This window comes from Micromonospora sp. NBRC 101691 (assembly GCF_030269285.1).
Taxonomy (GTDB): domain Bacteria; phylum Actinomycetota; class Actinomycetes; order Mycobacteriales; family Micromonosporaceae; genus Micromonospora; species Micromonospora echinospora.
The window spans coordinates 560406-581138 of sequence record NZ_BSTB01000002.1; the positions used below are offsets into that span (position 1 = coordinate 560406).

18 protein-coding genes are annotated in these 20733 nt (G+C 71.3%); 7 read left to right on the forward strand and 11 right to left on the reverse strand.

Going from position 1 to position 20733, the window contains the following annotated elements:
* Positions 1-18: 18 nt before the first annotated feature.
* Positions 19-972 (reverse strand): TAXI family TRAP transporter solute-binding subunit, encoded by a 954-nt coding sequence (locus QSK20_RS06550; RefSeq protein ID WP_502888866.1) that lies wholly within the window; start codon positions 970-972, stop codon positions 19-21.
* Positions 973-1107: 135 nt separating this feature from the next.
* Entirely contained in the window at positions 1108-1773 is a 666-nt protein-coding gene (locus QSK20_RS06555; RefSeq protein WP_285787636.1) for a hypothetical protein, read from the reverse strand.
* 381 nt (positions 1774-2154) lie between these two features.
* Between QSK20_RS06555 and QSK20_RS06560 the strand changes: the two genes are divergently transcribed.
* The gene (locus tag QSK20_RS06560; protein WP_285787637.1) at positions 2155-3669 is read left to right on the forward strand and encodes a glycoside hydrolase family 10 protein; all 1515 of its coding nucleotides are present in this window, start codon (positions 2155-2157) and stop codon (positions 3667-3669) included.
* A 49-nt stretch (positions 3670-3718) separates the two neighbouring features.
* Here the strand turns inward: QSK20_RS06560 and yaaA are convergent, their stop codons facing one another.
* Together yaaA and QSK20_RS06570 are read right to left on the reverse strand one after the other, a co-directional pair.
* Positions 3719-4516: a peroxide stress protein YaaA gene (gene yaaA, locus QSK20_RS06565; protein WP_285787638.1), complete on the reverse strand. Its 798-nt coding sequence runs from the start codon at positions 4514-4516 to the stop codon at positions 3719-3721.
* Positions 4517-4650: 134 nt separating this feature from the next.
* Complete coding sequence (locus QSK20_RS06570) at positions 4651-6246, reverse strand: ArnT family glycosyltransferase (RefSeq protein WP_285787639.1); 1596 nt, start codon at positions 6244-6246, stop codon at positions 4651-4653.
* A 137-nt stretch (positions 6247-6383) separates the two neighbouring features.
* Here QSK20_RS06570 and QSK20_RS06575 point away from each other — a divergent pair, with 137 nt between their 5' ends.
* The 4 genes from QSK20_RS06575 to QSK20_RS06590 all read left to right on the forward strand — a co-directional run bounded on the left by QSK20_RS06575 (position 6384) and on the right by QSK20_RS06590 (position 10538).
* Positions 6384-7430 (forward strand): App1 family protein phosphatidate phosphatase, encoded by a 1047-nt coding sequence (locus QSK20_RS06575; protein WP_285787640.1) that lies wholly within the window; start codon positions 6384-6386, stop codon positions 7428-7430.
* Positions 7431-7449: 19 nt separating this feature from the next.
* The gene (locus tag QSK20_RS06580) at positions 7450-7752 is read left to right on the forward strand and encodes a hypothetical protein (RefSeq protein WP_285787641.1); all 303 of its coding nucleotides are present in this window, start codon (positions 7450-7452) and stop codon (positions 7750-7752) included.
* Between the two features lie 76 nt (positions 7753-7828).
* Entirely contained in the window at positions 7829-9877 is a 2049-nt protein-coding gene (locus tag QSK20_RS06585; protein WP_285787642.1) for a family 10 glycosylhydrolase, read from the forward strand.
* Between the two features lie 139 nt (positions 9878-10016).
* On the forward strand, positions 10017-10538 hold the full coding sequence (locus tag QSK20_RS06590) for a peptidoglycan-binding domain-containing protein (protein ID WP_285787643.1): 522 nt from the start codon (positions 10017-10019) through the stop codon (positions 10536-10538).
* A 65-nt stretch (positions 10539-10603) separates the two neighbouring features.
* On the opposite strand, the gene QSK20_RS06595 is transcribed toward QSK20_RS06590, so the two are convergent.
* Together QSK20_RS06595 and QSK20_RS32080 are read right to left on the reverse strand one after the other, a co-directional pair.
* Positions 10604-11587, reverse strand: a complete 984-nt coding sequence (locus QSK20_RS06595; protein ID WP_285787644.1) for an AraC-like ligand-binding domain-containing protein — start codon at positions 11585-11587, stop codon at positions 10604-10606.
* 485 nt (positions 11588-12072) lie between these two features.
* Positions 12073-12507 (reverse strand): alpha amylase C-terminal domain-containing protein, encoded by a 435-nt coding sequence (locus QSK20_RS32080; RefSeq protein ID WP_352232279.1) that lies wholly within the window; start codon positions 12505-12507, stop codon positions 12073-12075.
* Between the two features lie 192 nt (positions 12508-12699).
* Between QSK20_RS32080 and QSK20_RS06600 the strand changes: the two genes are divergently transcribed.
* Positions 12700-13296 carry a hypothetical protein gene (locus tag QSK20_RS06600; RefSeq protein ID WP_285787645.1) on the forward strand — a complete coding sequence of 199 codons (597 nt, stop codon included), beginning with the start codon at positions 12700-12702 and terminating at the stop codon, positions 13294-13296.
* Between the two features lie 76 nt (positions 13297-13372).
* Here the strand turns inward: QSK20_RS06600 and glgB are convergent, their stop codons facing one another.
* Both glgB and QSK20_RS06610 read right to left on the reverse strand, forming a co-directional pair.
* Positions 13373-15478, reverse strand: coding sequence for a 1,4-alpha-glucan branching protein GlgB (glgB, locus tag QSK20_RS06605; protein WP_285787646.1), 2106 nt, complete (start codon positions 15476-15478; stop codon positions 13373-13375).
* On the reverse strand, positions 15466-17559 hold the full coding sequence (locus tag QSK20_RS06610) for an alpha-1,4-glucan--maltose-1-phosphate maltosyltransferase (RefSeq protein WP_285787647.1): 2094 nt from the start codon (positions 17557-17559) through the stop codon (positions 15466-15468). The genes glgB and QSK20_RS06610 overlap by 13 nt, the downstream gene beginning before the upstream one ends.
* Positions 17560-17789: 230 nt before the next feature.
* Between QSK20_RS06610 and QSK20_RS06615 the strand changes: the two genes are divergently transcribed.
* Positions 17790-18509, forward strand: a complete 720-nt coding sequence (locus tag QSK20_RS06615) for a DinB family protein (RefSeq protein ID WP_285787648.1) — start codon at positions 17790-17792, stop codon at positions 18507-18509.
* A gap of 9 nt (positions 18510-18518) precedes the next feature.
* Here QSK20_RS06615 and QSK20_RS06620 read toward each other — a convergent pair whose 3' ends face one another.
* From QSK20_RS06620 to QSK20_RS06630, 3 genes are all read right to left on the reverse strand, one after another.
* On the reverse strand, positions 18519-18680 hold the full coding sequence (locus QSK20_RS06620; RefSeq protein ID WP_285787649.1) for a VOC family protein: 162 nt from the start codon (positions 18678-18680) through the stop codon (positions 18519-18521).
* A 39-nt stretch (positions 18681-18719) separates the two neighbouring features.
* Positions 18720-19451, reverse strand: a complete 732-nt coding sequence (locus tag QSK20_RS06625) for a phosphotransferase enzyme family protein (protein WP_285787650.1) — start codon at positions 19449-19451, stop codon at positions 18720-18722.
* Positions 19452-19530: 79 nt separating this feature from the next.
* Positions 19531-20487 carry a sulfotransferase family protein gene (locus QSK20_RS06630; protein WP_285787651.1) on the reverse strand — a complete coding sequence of 319 codons (957 nt, stop codon included), beginning with the start codon at positions 20485-20487 and terminating at the stop codon, positions 19531-19533.
* Positions 20488-20733: the final 246 nt, after the last annotated feature.

Consider the following 20733-nt stretch of genomic DNA (forward strand, 5'->3'; position numbering starts at 1 on the left):
GACCCGGCTGCGGCCCGGTCAGGGCTTGTTCTCGCGGTACCAGGCGGCCGCGCCCGGGTGCAGGGGCAGCGGGACGGTGGCGATGGCCGAACGGGCACTCATCCGGCCGGCGGCCGGATGCGCGGCGGCCAGTTCCTCCCGGCGTTCCATCAGCAGCCGGGTCACCTCCCGTACCAGCGCCTCCGGCACGTCCGCCCCGACCACCAGGTAGTTCGGGTTCGCCACCGTGGTCACCGGGTCCGCGCCGTACGCCGAACTGGGGATGTCCCGGGATACGTAGACCTCCCGGTGGCTGCGGCGCAGCGGCTCGGTCCACTCGCCCAGGTCCACCAGGCGGATGCCGGTGGCGCCGGCGAGCTGCTCGATCGCCCGTACCGGCAGGCCGCCGGAGAAGAAGAACGCGTCGAGCCGTCCCTCCCGCAGGGCGGCCACCGAGTCGTCCAGGCCGAGCCGTTCCCGCTGCACCACGCCGCCGTCCAGCCCCGCCACGTCGAGCAGCCGGCCGGCGGTGATCCCGGTGCCGGAGCCGGGGGCACCCACCGACACCCGCCGGCCGCGCAGGTCGGCCAGGGTCCGGACCGGCGAGCCGGCGGTGGTGACCAGGTGCAGCAGGTCGTCGTAGACCCGGGCCACCGCCACCACGCCGGGGTGGGCGTTCGGAGCCCCGGAGAGGACGTCGGCCTGGGTGAAACCGAGTTCTGCCGAGCCCGTCGCGACCAGGTGGACGTTCTCCGCCGACGCGGCGGTCACCACCACGCTGGCCTGCACCCCGGGCAGTTCCCGGTTCAGGATGGTCGCCAGCGACTCGCCGAAGGCGTGGTAGACGGCGGTGGGGCTGCCGGTGGCGATCCGGATGCGGATCGGCTCGACCTTCTCGTCGCGGCAGGCGACCAACGCCGGCATGGCCGCTCCGACCAGCACGGCCAGCAGCGCGAGGGCGACGGCCGGCCGTCGACCGGAGGTGGAGGGCACGCCGTTCACAGGCTGAACTCTGCGCCCGGGCACCCCCGGTTGGCAACCCGCCGCCGCACACACCACTCCCGTCAGGGCGGCTCCAGGGCGTCGGGCGCCACCGCGACGGCGACCGGCGGGGCCGGGGCCGGGCCGCTAGGAGGCCTCCCCGGTCGGGGCGGGGTTCAGGCTGGCGCTCTCCAGGATCCGGTTGCGGTCCGCCCCGTCGGCGACGCTCACCACGAAGCAGCCGGCGCCGGGGCGGAGCGTGGCCGGAACCTCCAGCAGGGCGGCGCCCCGGACCAGGACGGCGGCCAGCTCCCGGTCGGTGAGACGCACCCCGAGGATGTGCCGGCGGACGTGCCGGCCACCGGCCAGCAGGGCGGACCGCCAGGCGGCGGTGGCCAGCCGGGACCGCCACACCCGCCGGGCCGCCGAGGCGCCGGGCACCAGCCCGCCGAGCAGTTCCCGCCGGCCCTGCCGCCAGCCGCTGTCGAGCAGCGTCAGGTACGCGGTCCGGCCCGACGCGGGCACCCGCAGCCGGTGCAGCTCGAAGCGGCGGCGCAACCCGCCGACGGTGATCTCGTGTTCGACCGGGACGCCGAGCCGGCCGAGCAACTGCCGCATGCGCAGCGCGGCGTCCTCACGGTTGAACTCGACGGTGCTCCGGTACGGCTCACCGGGATGCCGGCCCCGGGGGCCCGCCGGCAGGGGCATGCAGCGCAGCAGGCAGGCGACCTCGAAGGCGTCGGCCACGGTCGGCCAGTCCAGCGGCGGCGGGTGCGCCGTGGTCCGGGGCCGGTCGAGCAGGGTGGTTTCCATCGGGGACCGCTCCTCCACTCGTCGGGGTATCCCTACCGTGGACGGTGCGGGGCCCGCGCGGTACCGATCGGCGCAAGCCTTGAGCAAAATTTGCGTTGCCGGCCGACCCGTGGGCCGTCGGTCCGGCCGACCGGGGCGACGGGGCGGGCCGGAGGGCAATGGGCCGACGGCGGGCCGCAGCGGTTCCGAAACTATCGGTCGAAACTATCGCTTGCCTTGTCCGGAATCTTTTGTGAATCTATGTCGGTCGATGCGAATCCCGGCGTGGCGCCACGCCGACCTCGACCTCCGCGTCCGGTGCCCGGCCCTGCCGGCTGGTCGGCCGGACGACATCCCACCCCGAACCGTGATGCCACCCGCCCCCAACCGTTGGAGGATCGGATGATCTCCCAGCACCGTCCCGTCAGACGTCGGCTGGCCGCCCTCGTGGCCACCGGAGCCGCTGCCGTCTCGGCAGCCCTCCTCATGTCGTTGCTGCCGAACTCCGCCCACGCCGCCGAGAGCACCCTCGGTGCGGCCGCCGCCCAGTCCGGCCGCTACTTCGGAGCGGCCGTGGCCGCGAACAAGCTGAGCGACGGCGTGTACACCACCATCCTCAACCGCGAGTTCACCTCGGTCACCCCCGAGAACGAGATGAAGATCGACGCGACCGAGCCGCAGCAGAACCAGTTCACCTTCGGCAACGCGGACCGGATCGTCAACCACGCCCTGAACCGGGGCATGAAGGTACGCGGCCACACCCTGGCCTGGCACTCCCAGCAGCCCGGCTGGATGCAGGCCATGGAGGGCAGCGCGCTGCGCCAGGCGATGCTCAACCACGTCACCCGGGTGGCCACCTACTACCGGGGCAAGGTCGTCGCCTGGGACGTGGTGAACGAGGCGTTCGAGGACGGGTCCAGCGGCGCCCGCCGCAACTCCAACCTCCAGCGCACCGGCAACGACTGGATCGAGGCGGCGTTCCGGGCCGCCCGGGCCGCCGACCCGACCGCCAAGCTCTGCTACAACGACTACAACACCGACAACTGGACGCACGCCAAGACCCAGGCCGTCTACCGGCTGGTCCAGGACTTCAAGAACCGTGGCGTGCCGATCGACTGCGTCGGTCTCCAGTCGCACTTCAACAGCGGCTCGCCGTACCCGAGCAACTACCGCACCACGCTGTCGAGCTTCGCCGCGCTCGGCGTCGACGTCCAGATCACCGAGCTGGACATCGAGGGCTCCGGCAGCAGCCAGGCCACCACCTACCGCAACGTGGTCAACGACTGCCTCGCCGTCGCCCGGTGCACCGGCATCACCGTCTGGGGCATCCGGGACACCGACTCCTGGCGGGCCAGCGGCACCCCGCTGCTCTTCGACGGCAACGGCAACAAGAAGCAGGCGTACGACGCGACCCTGAGCGCGCTGAACAGCGTCGCGCCGTCCCCCACGGCCACGCCCACCACGCCGCCGCCCACCTCCGGTCCCATCGACACGACCGCGTGGTACGAGGTGGTCAACCGCAACAGCGGCAAGCGGCTGGACGTGTGCGGGCTCTCGACGGCCGACGGCACCTGCGTCCAGCAGTACGCCCGGTCGGGCGGGACGAACCAGCAGTGGCAGTTCGTCGACTCCGGCGGGGGCTACTACCGGCTGCGGGCCCGGCACTCCAACAAGGTGCTGGACGTGCACAACTTCTCGACCGCCGACAGCGCCGCGATCGTGCAGTGGAGCGACCTCAACGGGACGAACCAGCAGTTCCGGGTGGTCGACGTCACCGGCTACGTCAAGTTGATCAACCGTAACAGTGGCAAGGCCATGGAGATCCAGGGCGCGTCGACCGCGGACGGGGGCGCCGTCGTGCAGTACACCGACTGGAACGGGACGAACCAGCAGTGGCAGTTGATCCGGGTCGGCTGACGCCCCGGCGCCCGGGAGTAGCCCACTGACCCGGAGGACGGCCGCGTCGCTAGAGGGCGGTGACCACCACGTCCAGGCGGCGCGGCCGTCCGGCGGCCCCCGGCTCCTCCTCCAGCACCGTGTACTTCAGGTCGCGCAAGGCGGTCACCAGGTCGTCCGCGTTCCTCGGCCGGATGCCGGCGGTGAGCAGGTCACGGACCAGCCGGCCCTTGGTCGCCTTGTTGAAGTGGCTCACCACGGAACGGGTCACCACCCCGCCGACCTCCCGCTCGTGCAGCACCCGCACGGTCACCGTCCGTCCGGCCAGGTCGCCCCGGGGCGTCCAGGTCGCGGCGTACGCGGCGGAGCGCAGGTCGAGGATCGGGCCGTCGGCCGCCGCCGGCTCCAGCACCGGCGCCAGCGCCCGCTTCCAGTACGCGCCCAGCGCCCCCGGGCCCGGCAGGGTCAGCGGCAGCGGGCACTTGTACGGCGGGATGCGGTCGGTGAGGCGTACCGCGCCCCAGAGCCCGGACGAGACCAGCACCTGCCGGCGGGCCGCCCGCAGCGCCGGCGCGGGGAGCGTGGCCAGGTCCAGCGCCTCGTAGAGCACCCCGGTGTAGAGCGCCGCCGCCGGGGCGGTGGCGGCCCGGCGCAGTCGCGCGTTCCGGGCGATGTCGTCCCGCTGTGCGCTGGTGAGCAGCACCTCCCGCACGACGTCGGTGTCCGGCGTGCCGGCGACGGCGACCAGCGCGTCCAGCACCCTCTCCCGGGCCGGGTTCAGCTCGGGCAGGCTGAGCCGGGTCAGGTCGAGCCGCCGCCCGGCACGGACGTCGGCCTTGCGCTCGGAGGGCGGCAACAGGATGAGCATCGGAAGGCACCCCTTGCGGGCCGGTGGGACGCTGGCCGGGCGAGCCTATCCGGGCGCTCGCCGGCGGCGACGGACAGCGGCGCACCGGGGCACCTCTGCGTGGCAGCGCACCGGCGCGGCGACCACCCGGGCGCTCATCGCCAGGGACGCACCGCAGTGGCCGGGTGGTACACCCGGTAGTCGCCGACCTCGGTGACCGTGGCCGGGATGGCGTTCCCGGCGAGCAGCTCGGTCAGCCGCCGCTCGGCCGCCGAGCCGGCCCGCAGCACGTACCCGGGCCGCTCGGCCTGCCCCACCGCCCGCCAGTACGCCGGGTAGCGGTTCTGCCCCGGGTGCAGCCGGTCGTCGAGCACCCCGCAGAGCACCTCCTCGGCGGTGGTGAAGGTCAGCCGGTGGCAGGTCCAGTAGTCGCCGTACACGTGGCGGGGGCCGCTGCCGCGCAGCACCTCGGCGATCCGGCGGGCCTGCCGTTCCTCGGCGCGGATGTCGGCGGTGCCGACCGCGAACAGGCCGGTCGCCACCATCGCGGTGGCGGTCAGCGCGGCCAGCACGGCGGTGGCGGTGGCCCCGGCGAGCCGCCCGAGGGCCCCCGCCGTGCCCCGCCAGCAGCCCACCGCCGCCACCCACAGCGGCCAGAGCACGGCCGGCAGCGACAGTTGGAGCACCGACAGGTACCGGGCGCTGGCCAGGGGGTCGGCGGCGGCCAGCGGACTGCGCACGTACCCGACGAGGGTCAACGCCGCCCCGGCGACCAGGGCGAGCTGCACGACCGGCCGGACCGGATGGGCGGCCCGGCGGCGCAGCGCGACCAGCGCGAGCCCGGCGGCGAGCGCGAGCAGCACCGGGTAGAGCAGGCCGAACCACTCCTGCCAGCGGGCGCAGCCCCCCGCCGGGCAGAGCCCACCGGCCAGCGGCACCCCCTCGGTGAACCCGCCGACGATGCGGCCGACCAGCGGGCCGGGGGGACCGCCGGTCGCGTCGACCTGGCGGAACACCGAGAGCGAGTCCTGCCCCGGCGGGGCGGTGAGGTTGTCCCAGAGCATCGGGAACACCCCGACGGCGAACCCGGCCGCCAGCAGCACCGCCGCCCACCCGAACAGCTCCCGGCGCAGCGCGTACACCAGGGTCAGGCCGGCCACCGCCAGGTACGGCACGATCAACCAGTCCGACCAGGTGGCCACCCCGGCCAGCAGCCCGAACAGGCCCACGGCGAGCCGGCGGTGGCGGACCGTGCGCTCGGCGAGCCCGACCGCGACCAGCAGCATCGCCGCCACCGCCACCTTCACCTCGGGCCGTCCACCCACCGCGGTCATCTGGTCCCGGACCACCCGTTCCGTGCCGAGCGCCAGCAGACCGACCACCAGCACCGCGAACCAGGGCGAGAAGGCCCGCCGGGTCAACCGGTACATCAGCCAGACGAACACGGCGTAGAGCGCCAGCAGGGGCAGCCGCAGCGCCGTCCAGGACGGCCCGGCCACGGCGACCAGGGGCGCGGCCAGGTACGACTCCAGCACCCCCATGTACCGCTGCCCGTAGAGGAAGACCGGGTGCGCGCGGCCCTGTGCGACGTGCAACGCGACCAGACCGAAGGTCGCCTCGTCGCTGTTGCCGGCGGGGACGGTGTGCAGGGTCAGCACCAGTCGGTAGACCACCCCGGCGGCACCGAGCAGGAGGGCGACCAGCGCCGGCCGGTCCAGCGCCGGAACCCACCGTCGTACGCCTCGCGCCATCGCCGAACGCCCCCGTCGCCGCCCTGCGACGGAAAGTGTTTCACGCCCGCCGGGGCGGGGGAGGCGGATCGGCGCAGGTGGCAGAGTTGTTGATCGCTCGCGTGGCCGTGTCCCGGCGGGTGTGGCAGGGTGGCAGCGTGTCCACGCCACCCGCCGGCCAGCTCGCCGTACCCGCCCTGCACCGTGCCGCCCGGATCGAAGACGCCGTGCACCGGTTGGTGGAACGCCGGCTGCGTCGCACCGGCTGGCAGACCAACATCATCGCCTACACCGGGTACGGCGCCCCGGGCTGGGTGCGGGTGATGTGCCGGGTGCTGCTCGGCCGGGCGGACAACCGCAAGCGGGGACGGCTGGAGAAGGTGCGCGGTTGGCGCAGCTTCGCCACCCTGCCGGCGAAGCGGGTGACCGTCACGATCGAGGCCGGGGGAGTCCGTCACGAGACGTGTGCCGACCGCAGCGGCTTCGTCAACACGGTGGTCAAGGCCGACCTGCCCCCGGGGTGGGGTTCGGTGCGGCTGAGCATGCCCGACGCCGAGCCGGTGGAGGCACCGGTGCGCATCCTCGACCCGCAGGTCCGGTTCGGCATCATCTCCGACATCGACGACACGGTGATGGTCACCGCGCTGCCCCGACCGCTGCTCGCCGCGTGGAACACCTTCGTCCTCGACGAGCACGCCCGCACCGCCGTGCCCGGCATGGCGGTGCTCTACGAACGCCTGGTCACCGCGCATCCCGGCGCGCCGGTCTTCTACCTCTCCACCGGCGCGTGGAACGTCGCGCCGACGCTGACCCGGTTCCTCTCCCGGCACCTCTACCCGGCCGGACCGCTGCTGCTGACCGACTGGGGGCCCACCCACGACCGGTGGTTCCGCAGCGGCATGGAGCACAAGCGGGCCACCCTGGCCCGGCTGGCGAGCGAGTTCCCCGACGTGCAGTGGCTGCTGGTCGGCGACGACGGCCAGCACGACCCGGAGATCTACCGGGAGTTCGCCGCCGGGCACCCGGCCAACGTGGCGGGCGTGGCGATCCGCCGCCTCTCGCCCACCCAGTCGGTGCTCGCCGGTACGCTCCCGGCGCCGCTGGCCGGGCATGAGTCGTCGTCCGGGCCGGTGGGGCAGAAGTGGCTCTCCGCGCCGGACGGCGCGGGGCTGTGGAAGCTGCTCCGCGAGACCGGCCTGGTCTGACTTCGAAGAAGGACGACACATGTCCGTGGGTGGAGACGCCGTCACGGTTGATGGCCTACGGGCGTCTCACGCGGTGACCTGGCTGCTCGCGGTTACCGGAATGGCTTGCGAGATCGTATTTCCGTTTCTGGTGGTCATCGATCGGAGCAACCTCTGGACCGTGTTGCTGGGCTGGCCCCTCGGGATGCTCCTCGCCTGGCTCGTGGCCAGACGGAGAGGACTGAGCCGGGAGAAGCGACGTGCCGTGATGAATTACGGATTTGCGGCCATCTTCGTCGTGATGTTCGCTCGGGACGACGCTCACGAAGCGGGCCGGATGTAGTCGGGTCGTGGGAGCGCGCAGGACGTGTGCGTTTGCGAGAGGGACTGAAGGATACTTGCGCAACCGTGCGGCATAGATGAACATCTTCTTCATGGTGGCTCCGCGCATCCCGACCCTCGTCCGTACCGCGCTGGTGGCGGCGCTGCTCGTCGGCGCGGGTCTGCTCGCGCAGGCACCCCAGCCGTCGTCCACGCCGACCCCCGTCGTCCCGGTGGCCGCGCAGGCGGCCTGCCCCGTCGACCCGGCCACCCCGAAGCGGCAGTTCCGGGGCATGTGGATCGCCAGCGTCGCCAACGTGGACTGGCCCAGCCGCACCGGCCTCACCGTCGCCGACCAGAAGGCCGAGTACCGGTCCTGGCTCGACCTGGCGGTCCGCAACCGGATGAACGCGGTCGTCGTGCAGATCCGGCCCACCGCCGACGCGTTCTGGCCGTCGCCGCACGAGCCGTGGTCGCACTGGCTCACCGGCATCCAGGGTCGGGACCCGGGCTATGACCCCCTCGCGTTCATGGTCGCCGAGGCGCACGCCCGCAACCTGGAGTTCCACGCCTGGTTCAACCCGTACCGGGTCGCCAACCACGCCGACCTGAGCCGGCTGGTGAGCACCCACCCGGCCCGGCGCAACCCGAGCTGGGTGGAGAGCTACGGCGGCCAGCTCTACTACAACCCCGGCATCCCTGCGGTACGGGCCTTCGTGCAGGACGCCATGATGGACGCCGTCCGCCGCTACGACATCGACGGCGTGCACTGGGACGACTACTTCTACCCGTACCCGGTCAGCGGGGTGAGCTTCCCCGACCAGGACACCTTCGCCCAGTACGGCGCCGGATTCGGCAACATCCACGACTGGCGGCGCAACAACGTGAACCTGCTGGTGCAGGAGATGAGCCAGAAGATCCACGCCGCGAAGTCCTGGGTCAGCTTCGGGATCAGCCCGTTCGGCATCTGGCGCAACGCCGGCACCGACCCGCTCGGCTCCCGCACCAGCGGCCTCCAGTCCTACGACGCGATCTACGCCGACACCCGGCGCTGGGTCAAGCAGAACTGGGTCGACTACATCGCCCCGCAGATCTACTGGCACATCGGGCACCCCGCCGCCGACTACGCCGAACTCGTCCGCTGGTGGTCGCAGGTGACCACCGGGACCAACGTGCAACTCGTCGTCGGGCAGGCCACCTACCGCTCCGGCGCGTCCGGCCAGGACGCGGCCTGGCAGGACGCCGACGAACTGACCAGCCACCTCACCCTCAACCGCAGCCACCCGCAGGTGGTCGGGGACATCCACTTCAGCGCCAAGGACGTCCGCGCCAACCGGATCGGCGCGATGGCCCGGGTGGCCGCCGACCACTACAGCCGACCGGCGCTGCTGCCCGTACCGCCGGCCCGGGGCGGATCCGCGCCCGGCACGCCCACCCTGACCTCCGCGACGCGGGCCGGTGGCGGGGTCACCCTGACCTGGCAGCGCCCGACCGCCGGCACCACCACCGGATACGCGGTGTACCGGCTCCCCGGCGACGGCCCGGTGGACGCCTGCGCCCTGACTGACGGCCGGCACCTGATCGCGACCGTCCGCGCCTCCGGAGCCACCGGCACCTGGCTCGACACCACGGCGGCGACCGGCAACACCTACCGCTACCTGGTCACCGCGCTGCACCGCCTGCACCACGAGAGCACGCCGAGCGCGGCCCGCACGGTGCCCGGCGACGGCAGCGGCACGTTCAGTGTGATCGTCGACAACGCCACCACGGGCGGCTTCACCGCCAGCGCCAACTGGGGCACCTCGACCTTCCTGACCAGCCGGCACGGCACGAACTACCGGTTCGCCAACCCGCAGTCGGTCAGCGACGTGGCCTGGTTCAGCGCGACGATCCCGGCCACCGGCACCTACCGGGTCGAGGTCTGGTACCCGGCCGACCCCGGCTACAACAGCGCCACCCCGCACCTGGTGGCCACCAGCACCGGCAACGTCACGGTCACCGTCGACCAGCGCAGCGGCGGCGGCCAGTGGCGGACGCTGGGCGACTACTCCCTGGCCGCCGGCACCCGCCAGGTGGTCGGGGTGAGCCGCTGGACCGCCACCACCGGCTACGTCATCGCCGACGCCGTACGGATCACCCGCCTCTGACCGTCCGTCGTCGTGCACGCATCGTCATGTTCGGCGCACCCAACGTCAATGACTCCCTGGTCGTCGGCCGGCAACCTGGTCATCACCGAGCCGCGACCCCGCTGGCCGGTTGCCTACCGTCACGGAGAGGGGATCAGGGATGTCACTGCGTATGAAGAGTGCCGCACTGGCGGCACTTCTCGTCCTCGGCAGTCTCGGCCTGTCTGCCATGCCCGCCCACGCAAGCGCGAGCGGCGGCGTCGTCCACGGTACCGGGGACTTTCTAGATGACTGGGACGACGAGGGGCCGATCTCCCAGTCGGCGTACGCCTACAGCAACGTGGCGGCGATGTGGCAGGCCATCCTCTGGGCTGACGGGAGGCTGTCGTCGACGGCGGACATCGACTGCCGGTTCGGGCCGGGTACGCACAGCGCCACAGTGGCCTGGCAGAAGGGCAATTACCTCGCAGGCGACGGCATCGTCGGCGAGAACACCCTCTTCGTCGCCAGCCTGAGCCTCTCCGGAAGTGCTGGTTCGGGCAACCGGATCACCTACGACGGCGCATACGGCAGCCGGTACGTGACCTTCACCCGGGTCGACAACGGCCGGTGGGGGATGTACGTCGGCAACGAGCTTAAGACGCTCTGGTACAACGACGCCACGTTCAGCGCGTGCAGCTGAGTGCCCTGCGCGCCGAAGCTGCGGTCGAACCACTCGTGGCTCGGCCGCAGCTTCCGTGTGAGCCCTCAGGCCGTCGACGGTGGTAGCGCCGTGTGCCGGTACTCGCCGGGCGGCATGCCGTAGGTGGCGCGGAAGAGCCGACTGAAGTGGGCGCTGTTGGTGAAGCCCCAACGGTGGGCGACGGCGTGGACGGGGCGGTCACGCAGGAGCGGGTCGGCGAGGTCGCTGCGGCAGCGTTCGAGCCGGAGTTCACGGATCCGGCCGGCGACCGTCATGCCCTCATCGTGGAAGAGCTTGTGCAGGTGGCGCAGGGAAATGTGGTGCGCGGCGGCGATCAGGCCGGGGGTCAGTTCGGGATCACCGAGCCGCCGTCGGACGAAATCGTGGATCCGGGCCTGAAGCACCCGGTGGCGGGTGTCGGCCGGCACGGCGGACTCGGTGTCGGTGTACTGGGCACAGAGTGTGCTGGCCAGGTCGACGGTGACGGTGGCCAAACGGAGGGAGTCGGCGGGCCGGTACCGGTCGGCGTGCCGAATCAGCGTGGTGAGGTAGGTGGCGAGAAGCGCGCCCACTCCATGGTGCGCCGGCATGGGCGTGATGACGAGTCGGTCGATCACCCGGGCGGGCAGTGGCAGCCGCATCCGAGGAATGTTGATCTGGATATGGCCGATGACGTCACCGTCATCCCCCGCCGCCCAGCCGACGATCGGCCGGGAACTGTCATAGAGGACGAAGTCGTGGCCCTTGATGAGACTCTGTCGGCCGTTGGCGGTCAAACCGAGGCGCCCGCGCAGGCTGAGCGACAGGTGCAGCTTCTCGGGATCGGACTGCCGGATCATTCGCTGGTTGCGGTGGTACCTGATCGACTGGAACTCGTGTCGGACCACCTCGACCGGGTTCAGGTCGACCATCCGGCACCGTGCGTGGAAGTCGCTTCGGATGTCCCGATCAATCGTTGTGGGTGTCATCGACTGCCGAGTCCATTCACGCCACCAGTCGAAACGCTCCGCAGCTGGCACGTCCTGGCTAGTGAGATCCACATAGACCATTAGGCCAGTGTAAATTTGAGCCGGGGTCCGTTTGTTTCGTAAGTCTCGACAAGGCGTGGTATGTCACAAAGGCGACAGCTGCGTCAGTTGGTCCGTGCCTCCGGGGCAAACACGGGATTTCCCGTTACCGATTCTTGTCGGAATTCGCGCGGGGCCCTCTTCGGGGGGTGTCGGAGAACTGCCGGCCGGGACTCGCTTGTCTCGCGGACGTGTTGCCGGCAGTAGCGGGATGCATCACTCAGAGTGACCTGAGTCGGCGCGCCATGCCTCCCCGCGCGCCCTTTGCTCTGCACCCCTCGACGCGCCAGTCACCATCGGTGGGGGCGACTCCCCATGTCCAATCGCGTCGCCAGGCCGTCGCCCCTGGTCAGTGCTGGTGGTGCGTATCCGGGTGCAGAGCAAAGGGAGCTGCGGGGATGGTGCCGACCCGGCAGCGGGTCACCCACCGTGAAACTCGCCGCTATCCCGAATGAGAACACGAAGCGTTACCGGCCGAGAGCTGGCATCCGGTCCGCCGGGCCACCGGGCGCCGGGTCGCGGGCACATCCGGCCGCCCCTGCCCCGAGCATCACCGGACCGACCGATCCGAAATCCACGGGACGGGGCAGAGGCCCGGAAGGGCCGTTTCCGCCACGACCACCAAGGGGTGTCAGGCGGGGATGGAGCCGGAGCGCGCCGCGCGGGGCCTGGAGCGCGGCGGAGGCCGGCAGGCCGTGCCAGGGCCCGGACTCCGCGCGTACGGTGCCGAGGTTGCCCAGGTCGGACCCGCCGTAGTGGTGCGCGTCGGTGTTGACGACCTCCGCCCGCTGCCGCCGCCCCTGGCGTTTGCCAGGCCCGAGACTACGGGAGACACTCGTCCAGGTCGGAGCCGTGGACCAGGGTCCGGTCCGACCTGTCAGGGAGCCGTTGATGATGATCATGGACTCGTCCTGGATCACGCTCTGTGGCTTCTTGTGCTGCGGGAGACGCACCACACTCACTCGGGGGAGATCATGTCCGGGAGTTTCATCGGAGCCGTCGTTTCGCCGACGCACAAGGACCGGTGCCGCGGCAAGCCCGGCACGGTGACCCGACGGCGGGGGAGCCGGCCACGCACCCGCCGTCCTGGCCCGGTGGCGCTTGCCGCGGCGGCGTGCATCGCCCTGGCGGCCTGCCAGTTCTCCCGACCCGCTGAACCAGCCCAGCCATCAAGGACGGCGAGCGCATCGGAGTTCTCCACACTGGATGCCGCTGGCGTCGAAAGGATCCGCAGCGAGCTCCGGGCCCGGCTGGACCTGAGCAGCGGCAAGCTGACGAAGGCGGCGGTCGGGCTGACCGACAGCAGCTACGGCCCGGAGATCAACACCCGGCGCGAAGGAAAGATCGCCCTGAGCATCGCCGCGCCCGAGGGGACGATCGAAGCCCGCACGGACCGCATCCGCTTCAACACCACCGCCGCCCGTCCCGACTTCAGCGAGGTGACCTACTTTCTGACTGCGTCATCGGCCGAGGAGTTCTTCGCGTTGATCCGCGACGGAGTGCGGCAGTACGGAATCGACAGCGACTCCGCCGAGGGCTGGATCAGTTCGGCGAGCGCCGATCCGGGAATGCGGAGCGACTTCTCCATCACCAGCGGCACCAGCACGGGCCTCGAGGTGAACTACGACCTGCGCTTCGACGGCGGCAAGGGCACCCAGGTGATCATCGTGCACGTTCTGCCGGCGGAATAGCCGGCAGCGGTGCGAGACCCGGAAAGGTCTCGCACCGTCATCGTTCCTGCGGGTGAACTGCCGACGCTTCGACTCATCAACCGGCCGGACGGAGCCAGAGGACGCCGAGCGGGGGCACCTGGAGGGCAGCCGACGCGGGCAGGCCATGCCAGGGCACGGACTCCGCCCGTACGGTGCCGAGGTTGCCCACGCCGGACCCGCCGTAGTGGTGTGCGTCGGTGTTGACGACCTCCGTCCAGGTGCCGCCGGCCGGCAGGCCGATCCGGTAGTCGTGCAGTGGGCGGGCGGAGAAGTTCGCCACGCAGACCAGCGTCGAGCCGTCCGGGGCGATCCGGATGAAGGAGGCCGTGTTGTTGGCGACGTCGTCCCCGGCGATCCAGCGGAACCCGGCCGGCTCGGTGTCCTGCGCCCACAGCGCCGGGGTGTCCCGGTAGACCGCGTTCAGGTCCTTGACCAGCCGTTGCACGCCGGCCCGCGCCGGGTCGTGCAGGAGGTACCAGTCGAGGCCGCGTTCCTCGCTCCACTCGCGTTCGTCACCCAGCTCGCAGCCCATGAAGAGCAGCTGCTTGCCCGGGTGCGCCCACATGTACGCCAGCAGCGCCCGCACGTTCGCCAGCTTCTGCCACAGGTCGCCGGGCATCTTGCCGACCAGCGACCCCTTGCCGTGCACCACCTCGTCGTGGCTGATCGGCAGTACGTAGTTCTCGCTGAACGCGTACGCCAGGGAGAAGGTGAGCTGATGGTGGTGGTGCTGCCGGTAGACCGGGTCCTTCGAGGTGTAGAGCAGGGTGTCGTGCATCCAGCCCATGTTCCACTTGAACCCGAAGCCGAGCCCGTTGTCGCTGGTCGCCCGGGTCACGCCGGGCCAGGCGGTGGACTCCTCGGCGATCATCACCACCCCGGCGTGGTGCTTGTAGACGGTGGCGTTGACCTCCTGCATGAAGGCGATCGCCTCCAGGTTCTCCCGGCCGCCGTACCGGTTGGGCTCCCACTGCCCCTCGCCACGTGAGTAGTCCAGGTAGAGCATGGACGCCACCGCGTCCACCCGCAGCCCGTCGACGTGGAACTGGTCGAGCCAGTAGAGCGCGTTGGCGACCAGGAAGTTGCGCACCTCGCGGCGGCCGAAGTCGAAGACGTACGTGCCCCAGTCGGGGTGCTCGCCGCGACGCGGGTCGGGGTGCTCGTAGAGCGGCGTGCCGTCGAAGCGCGCGAGGGCCCACTCGTCCTTGGGGAAGTGCGCCGGCACCCAGTCCAGCAGCACGCCGACCCCGGCGGCGTGCAGGGTGTCGACCAGGTGGCGGAACTCGTCCGGGTCGCCGAACCGGGACGTCGGCGCGTAGTAGCCGGTGACCTGGTAGCCCCAGGAACCGCCGAACGGATGCTCCATCACCGGCAGGAACTCCACGTGCGTGAAGCCCAGGTCGGTGACGTACGCCGTCAACTGCTCGGCCAGCTCCCGGTAGCCGAGGCCGGGCCGCCACGAGCCGAGGTGCACCTCGTACACGCTCATCGGCTCCTGGTGCGGCTGCCGCTTCGCCCGGCGCTCCAGCCAGGCCGCGTCGGTCCACTCGTACGACGAGCGGTGCACCACCGACGCCGTGGCCGGCGGCACCTCGGCGTACGCGGCCATCGGGTCGGCCTTGTCCCGCCAGTGCCCGTCCGCGCCGAGGATGCGGTACTTGTACCGCTGCCCGACGCCTGCCCCGGGCACGAGGATCTCCCACACGCCGCTCGACCCGAGCGAGCGCATCGGCCATCCGTCGTCCGGGCCCCAGCCGGTGAACTCGCCGACCAGCCGGACCCCCTTCGCGTTCGGGGCCCACACCGTGAACGCCACCCCGGCGTCGGTGACCCGCGCGCCGAGCGCCTCCCAGAGCCGCTCGTGCCGCCCCTCGCCGATCAGGTGCAGGTCCAGTTCACCAAGGGTGGGGGCATGGCGGTACGGGTCGTCGTGCGCGGTGCCGTCCACCTCGACCCGGTAGTCGAGCACGGTGCCCGGGACGGTCGCCTCGAACACGCCCACGTCGTGCACCCGACGCATCGGATGCCGTGCCCCGTCGACCAGCAGGGTCACCTCCGCCGCGCCCCGGCGCAGCGTACGGATGGTGGTGCGCCCGTCGGCGGGGTGCGCGCCCAGCACGGCGTGCGGATCGTGGGCCACGCCGGCGATCAACTGGTCCATGCCACATCCTTGTCAGCGGGGGCGACCGGTGCGGTGCCGCCGGAGAGATCGTCGGGGACCGCCTCGACGGTCAGTTCGGTCGGGGCGGTGGCGGTGGTCGGCGTGGGCTCGACGGGTGCGGGACGCCGCACCGTGAACACGTGCGCGGGTTGCAGGAACGGGTCGAGCCGGACGGCGTTGCGCTGTCCCCAGTCGTACGTCGCCCCGGTCAGCTCGTCGTGCACGGTGAAGCGGTCGTGCCAGTCGAGGCCGAGGGCGGGCATGTCCAGGGTGGTGTTGCCCCACTGCACGCTCTGCGCGTCGAACGAGCAGACCACCAGCACGGTGTTGCCGGTGTCCGGGTCCCGTTTCGACCAGCAGAGCAGCATCGGGTTGTCGATCTCGTGGAAGACCAGGTTGCGGAGCTGGTGCAGGGCCGGGTTCTCCTGGCGGACCCGGTTGAGCGTGGCGATGAACGGCGCGAGCGACCGGCCCTGCGCCTGCGCGCCGGCCCAGTCGCGGGGCCGCAGCTCGAACTTCTCGTTGTCGAGGTACTCCTCCGCGCCGGGGCGGGCCTCGTGCTCGAACAGTTCGTAGCCGGCGTACATGCCCCAGGAGGGGGAGAGCAGGCTGGCCAGCACCGCCCGGATCTTGAACATCGGCGGCCCGCCGTGCTGCAACGTCTCGTGCAGGATGTCCGGCGTGTTGGGCCAGAAGTTCGGCCGCATCCAGTCGACCGAGGCGACCAGCTCCGCGCAGTACTCCCGCATCTCGGCCGGCGTGGTCCGCCAGGTGAAGTACGTGTACGACTGGGTGAAACCGATCTTGCCGAGCCCGTGCATCATCGCCGGCCGGGTGAACGCCTCGGCCAGGAAGAGCACGTCCGGATCGACCTTCTTCACCTCCCCGATCAGCCAGTACCAGAAGTCGACCGGCTTGGTGTGCGGGTTGTCGACCCGGAAGATCTTCACGCCCTCGCCGACCCAGTGCAGCACCACCCGCAGGATCTCCGCCCGGATGCCCTCCGGGTCGTTGTCGAAGTTCAGCGGGTAGATGTCCTGGTACTTCTTCGGCGGGTTCTCCGCGTACGCGATGGTGCCGTCGGCCCGGGTGGTGAACCACTCCGGGTGCTCGGTCACCCACGGGTGGTCCGGCGCGCACTGCAACGCCAGGTCCATCGCCACCTCCAGGCCCACGTCGGCGGCGGCGACGACGAAGTCCCGGAAGTCCTCCGGCGTACCCAGATCGGGGTGGAGAGCGTCGTGGCCGCCCTCGGCCGCGCCGATCGCCCACGGCGAGCCGACGTCGTCCGGCCCGGCGACCAGGGTGTTGTTGCGGCCCTTGCGGTTGATCCGGCCGATCGGGTGGATCGGCGGCAGGTAGAGCACGTCGAAGCCCATCGCGGCGACGCCGGGCAGCCGCTCCATCGCGGTGACGAAGGTGCCCGACCGGGCGGGCGCGTCGACGGTGGCCGGGATCGCCCCCTCCGAGCGGGGGAAGAACTCGTACCAGGCGGAGAAGAGCGCCCGGGGCCGGTCCACCCAGAGGGCGTACTCGTCGGCCGGGGTGACCAGCTCGCGGACCGGATGCTCCCAGAGCAGCTCGGCCAGCTCCAGGGCCGGGGCGACCCGGCGCGGCACCGCCGCCCGTTCGTCGCGCAGCGCCACCGCGGCGGCCCGGACCCGGTCCCGCTCGTTCTTTGGTACGGCCGTCGCGGCGGCGTCCAGCACCCGGGCTCCCTCGGCCAGGTCGTTCGCCAGGTCCTCGGCCCCCTGCCCAGCCGCGATCTTCTTCGTGACCGCGTTCTGCCAGGTCAGGTACGGGTCGGCGAACGCCTCGACGGTGAACGTCCAGCGGCCCACGGCATCGGGGCGGATGGTGGCGTGCCAGCGGTCCTGCCCCGGCTCGCCGGGACGCATCCGCACCGCCGGGCGCTCCCGCCCGTCCGGGCCCCGCCACACGACCGTGCAGCCGAGCGCGTCGTGTCCCTCCCGGTAGGCGCGGGCGGACACCGGCACCAACTCGCCGACGACCGCCTTGGCCGGGTAGCGACCGCAGGCCACCGAGGGGGTGATGTCTTCGATCGGAAACCGTCCAGTCACCCCGTCAACCTACTGCCCGAGATCCCCTCGTGCTCGGCCGAGCGCTCCTGTCGTCGAGTTGTGGGTCACCCGTACGGCAGGATGCGCCAGGTCATGCCCCACCGGGCTTTCTCGAACACCAGATCGGGAGCGTTCACGACCTCGGTCCGGCGTCGTTGCGGCATCCGTTGTCGGACCCGCTCGCTAGCATCGCCGCGAGCGCCGATGGCGCCGATGGGAGGGAGGGTGCCGTGGCACAGGGAGACGTCGCGACGTTCGTGGACAGGGACCTGCGGGGCGCGTGGTTCAACAGGTCGACGTTGGCCGGCGCGGTGATGCGCGGCGTCGACGTGCGCGGGCTCGACATCGACGCGCCGTGGCTGGCGGACGGCGCACTGCTGGTCAACGGTGTCGACGTCGTGCCGCTCGTCGAGGCCGAACTCAACCGGCGGTTTCCCGGGCGCGAGCTGCGGCACGCCGAGGATCCCGAGGGGCTGCGTACGGCGTGGGCGGCGCTCGAACGGGCCTGGGCGGCTGCGGTCGACCGGGTCGAGTCCATGCCCGAGGGCGCTGCCGACGTCGCGGTCGGTGGCGAGTGGTCGTTCGCGCAGACCCTGCGCCACCTCGCGTTCGCCACCGACACGTGGCTCGGAAAGGCGGTCCTGCGCCTACCGCAGCCCTTCCATCCGCTCGGGCAGCCGCACGCCGAGTACGAGACCGATGGCTACGACATGTCGATCTTTGCCGCCGGGCGGCCGAGCCTCGCCGAGGTGCTCGACCTGCGTGCCGGACGGCAGGCCATGGTCCGGGACTTCCTCGCGGGTGTCACGCCGGAGCTGCTCGCCGAGCCTCGGCCGACCGCGTGGTCACCCGAACACGAGGAGTCGGTCCTGCACTGCCTCCACGTGATCCTCGACGAGGAGTGGGAGCACCTCCGCTTCGCGCTCCGCGACCTCGACGCGCAGCAGTAATGCCTGCGCTCAGCCGATGCGCTCGGCCAGCGAGACGATGATCCCTCCCGGCCCCCGGACGTAGGCCATCCGCCAGGCACCCTCGTACTCACCGATGCCGCCGACCAGTCCGTAGCCCTCGCCAGCTGCCCAGTCGACAGCGCCCTGTAGGTCGTCGACCTCGAAGGACACGTTGCGCCGGCCTTCATCACGTCCTCGCTTTGACGGTGCTCAGACCGCTCGAACTTCGGCGAGCCGCCTGACTGCGTACTCGTCGTTCCAGCAGACGGCGGCTTCCCATGCGGCCGACGCCTGCCCTGCGATGTCGAGCGCGTCGTCGTCGAGGCCGGCGGCGTTGTCGGGCAGCACGAGGTCGAGGTCAGGAACGTCGACGTGCGACTCGTCCCAGTCGATCAGCGCGACCTGACTCGCGGTCATCCGGACGTTGCCAGGGTTGGGGTCGCCGTGCACGACGCATGCCTGGCGGCCGGCGAGCCGCGCCCACGCTGCCCGGCATCGAGCAACGCCCTCACGAGGCATCGCGCCGAGGTCGATCTTCGTTCCGGTCTCGGCGTGCAGGAGGTCGGTCGACGATCGCCAGCCCGGGCGCTGCGGCCAGCCCTGCGTCAGCCGATGCAACTCGCGGAGCGTCCCGGCCACGCGACGCCAGTCGGCCTGCGTCTCGGGCGGTCCGCCATCCAGGTAGGTCATCACCACCAGACCGTTGACGAACAGCCGGCCGTCCCTTGTCGGGATCGGGACCGGCACGGTCAGACCTTTACGGTCGAGGTATCGGAGGAGCCCTGTCTCCCACGCAAGATCGGCATCGCTCCTGGTGCCGAGACGACCGACCGCGAGGTGCCCGTCGACGCGCACGCTCCACACGTCGTTGGCGACTCCGCCGGTGAGCGGTTCGACGCGAGCGACGTCTTCACCCCATTGCCCGAGTGCCTCCCACCCCACCGGCCATACCTTACGGGTTCCGGACATCACTGTTCTCGGCATGTCCGAGCGTCGTCGCACCTGTGCAGCGCCGGAGCCGTCACTCGTATCCCATCGCTGGGATGACCGGGCCGAGTACTTCTTCGACGAACGCGCGGGTTTCGTCGTCGAACCGGTGGTCGCGGTTCCTCAGCCGGTGCGACTGGAACGTCGAGGGGGTGGCGTAGTCGTCGACGCCGAGCCGTTCGAACAGGGCGCGACGCTGCCCCGGCCAGTCGGCTGCGAGATCCTCCGCTTTCACCTCGATGTATCGCCTGCCCGTCAGGTCGACCGTGTTCTTCCAGGTCAGCCACCGGTGGTAGACCGGCTTGAGGTAGGCGAGCGCGCCGTTGACCGTGGACGGTGCCCACGGCTGGGCCAGGTGGGACGCGAGCACCGAGACCGGGTGACGTTTGATGTGCACGATGGTCGCCTCGGGGACCAGTTCCCAGAGGAATTCCATGCACAGCAGGTTGAACGGTGTCTTCTCGCACCAGGTCGGCTTGCCCGCGTCGGCCGCTGCTCCACCGAACAGGGTGTCGACCAGGCCACGGAGGATCCCGAGCAGTTCACCCCGGTCGCCGAAATACCGGGGAACCACCCGCCGGCGGCTCGACGGCTCGAACGGCCCGGCGGGCCGGTCGGCGTTCCCGAAGCCCTCCGCGGGCGCAGGCTCGTCGTACGTGTACGCGATCAGCTGCGGCCAGAGCCGGTGCACCGCGTCCCGGTAGCGCTGCTCGCCGACCAGCTCGGGAACGGTCCTGCCACGATCGTCGCGCCGGCCGGGCACCCGTACGGTGAGGAGGTCGCTCAGCCGGTGCAGGGCGTCCTCACCGACGGTGGGGTCGTATCGGTCGGTGAGTGCGTCGGCCAGGTCCCGCAGGCCACCCGGGTCGACGAGAATCCTGGTCTCCATGGGAATCCGATGGATCAGCGGATGCTCGCCGATGATGTCGGCGATCCGTGACGTTCCCGAACGACCCGTACCCGCGACGAAGACCGGTGAGGGGGAAGGCATGGCGGGCAGTCAAACTCTCAGCTCGGCGCCGGTACAAGCCATTTTCTCCTTCAGCCGCTGCTCCGGGTCGGACCCGCACCCGCCGCGTCGAGTGCGGGCCGGACAGCCGCCACCGGGTCTGTCAACGCCGCCTCAATCGTGACCACCGTGGTCCGGCTGAAACTGGACCACCTTGGTTTGGTTGATCTTTAGTCGTTGGTCTTGCTGGCTGCGGGGACGCGGCCGAGGTCGCGGTCCTTGAGTCGG

Bases quoted from the DNA above. Each gene is read 5' to 3' on its own strand.
- QSK20_RS06590 (WP_285787643.1), top strand. From the start codon at position 10,017: ATGTCACTGCGTATGAAGAGTGCCGCACTGGCGGCACTTCTCGTCCTC.
- glgB (WP_285787646.1), bottom strand. From the start codon at position 15,478: ATGGACCAGTTGATCGCCGGCGTGGCCCACGATCCGCACGCCGTGCTG.
- QSK20_RS06560 (WP_285787637.1), top strand. From the start codon at position 2,155: ATGATCTCCCAGCACCGTCCCGTCAGACGTCGGCTGGCCGCCCTCGTG.
- QSK20_RS06580 (WP_285787641.1), top strand. From the start codon at position 7,450: ATGTCCGTGGGTGGAGACGCCGTCACGGTTGATGGCCTACGGGCGTCT.
- yaaA (WP_285787638.1), bottom strand. From the start codon at position 4,516: ATGCTCATCCTGTTGCCGCCCTCCGAGCGCAAGGCCGACGTCCGTGCC.
- QSK20_RS06630 (WP_285787651.1), bottom strand. From the start codon at position 20,487: ATGCCTTCCCCCTCACCGGTCTTCGTCGCGGGTACGGGTCGTTCGGGA.
- QSK20_RS06595 (WP_285787644.1), bottom strand. From the start codon at position 11,587: ATGGTCTATGTGGATCTCACTAGCCAGGACGTGCCAGCTGCGGAGCGT.
- QSK20_RS06570 (WP_285787639.1), bottom strand. From the start codon at position 6,246: ATGGCGCGAGGCGTACGACGGTGGGTTCCGGCGCTGGACCGGCCGGCG.
- QSK20_RS06585 (WP_285787642.1), top strand. From the start codon at position 7,829: ATGAACATCTTCTTCATGGTGGCTCCGCGCATCCCGACCCTCGTCCGT.
- QSK20_RS06555 (WP_285787636.1), bottom strand. From the start codon at position 1,773: ATGGAAACCACCCTGCTCGACCGGCCCCGGACCACGGCGCACCCGCCG.
- QSK20_RS32080 (WP_352232279.1), bottom strand. From the start codon at position 12,507: ATGATCATCATCAACGGCTCCCTGACAGGTCGGACCGGACCCTGGTCC.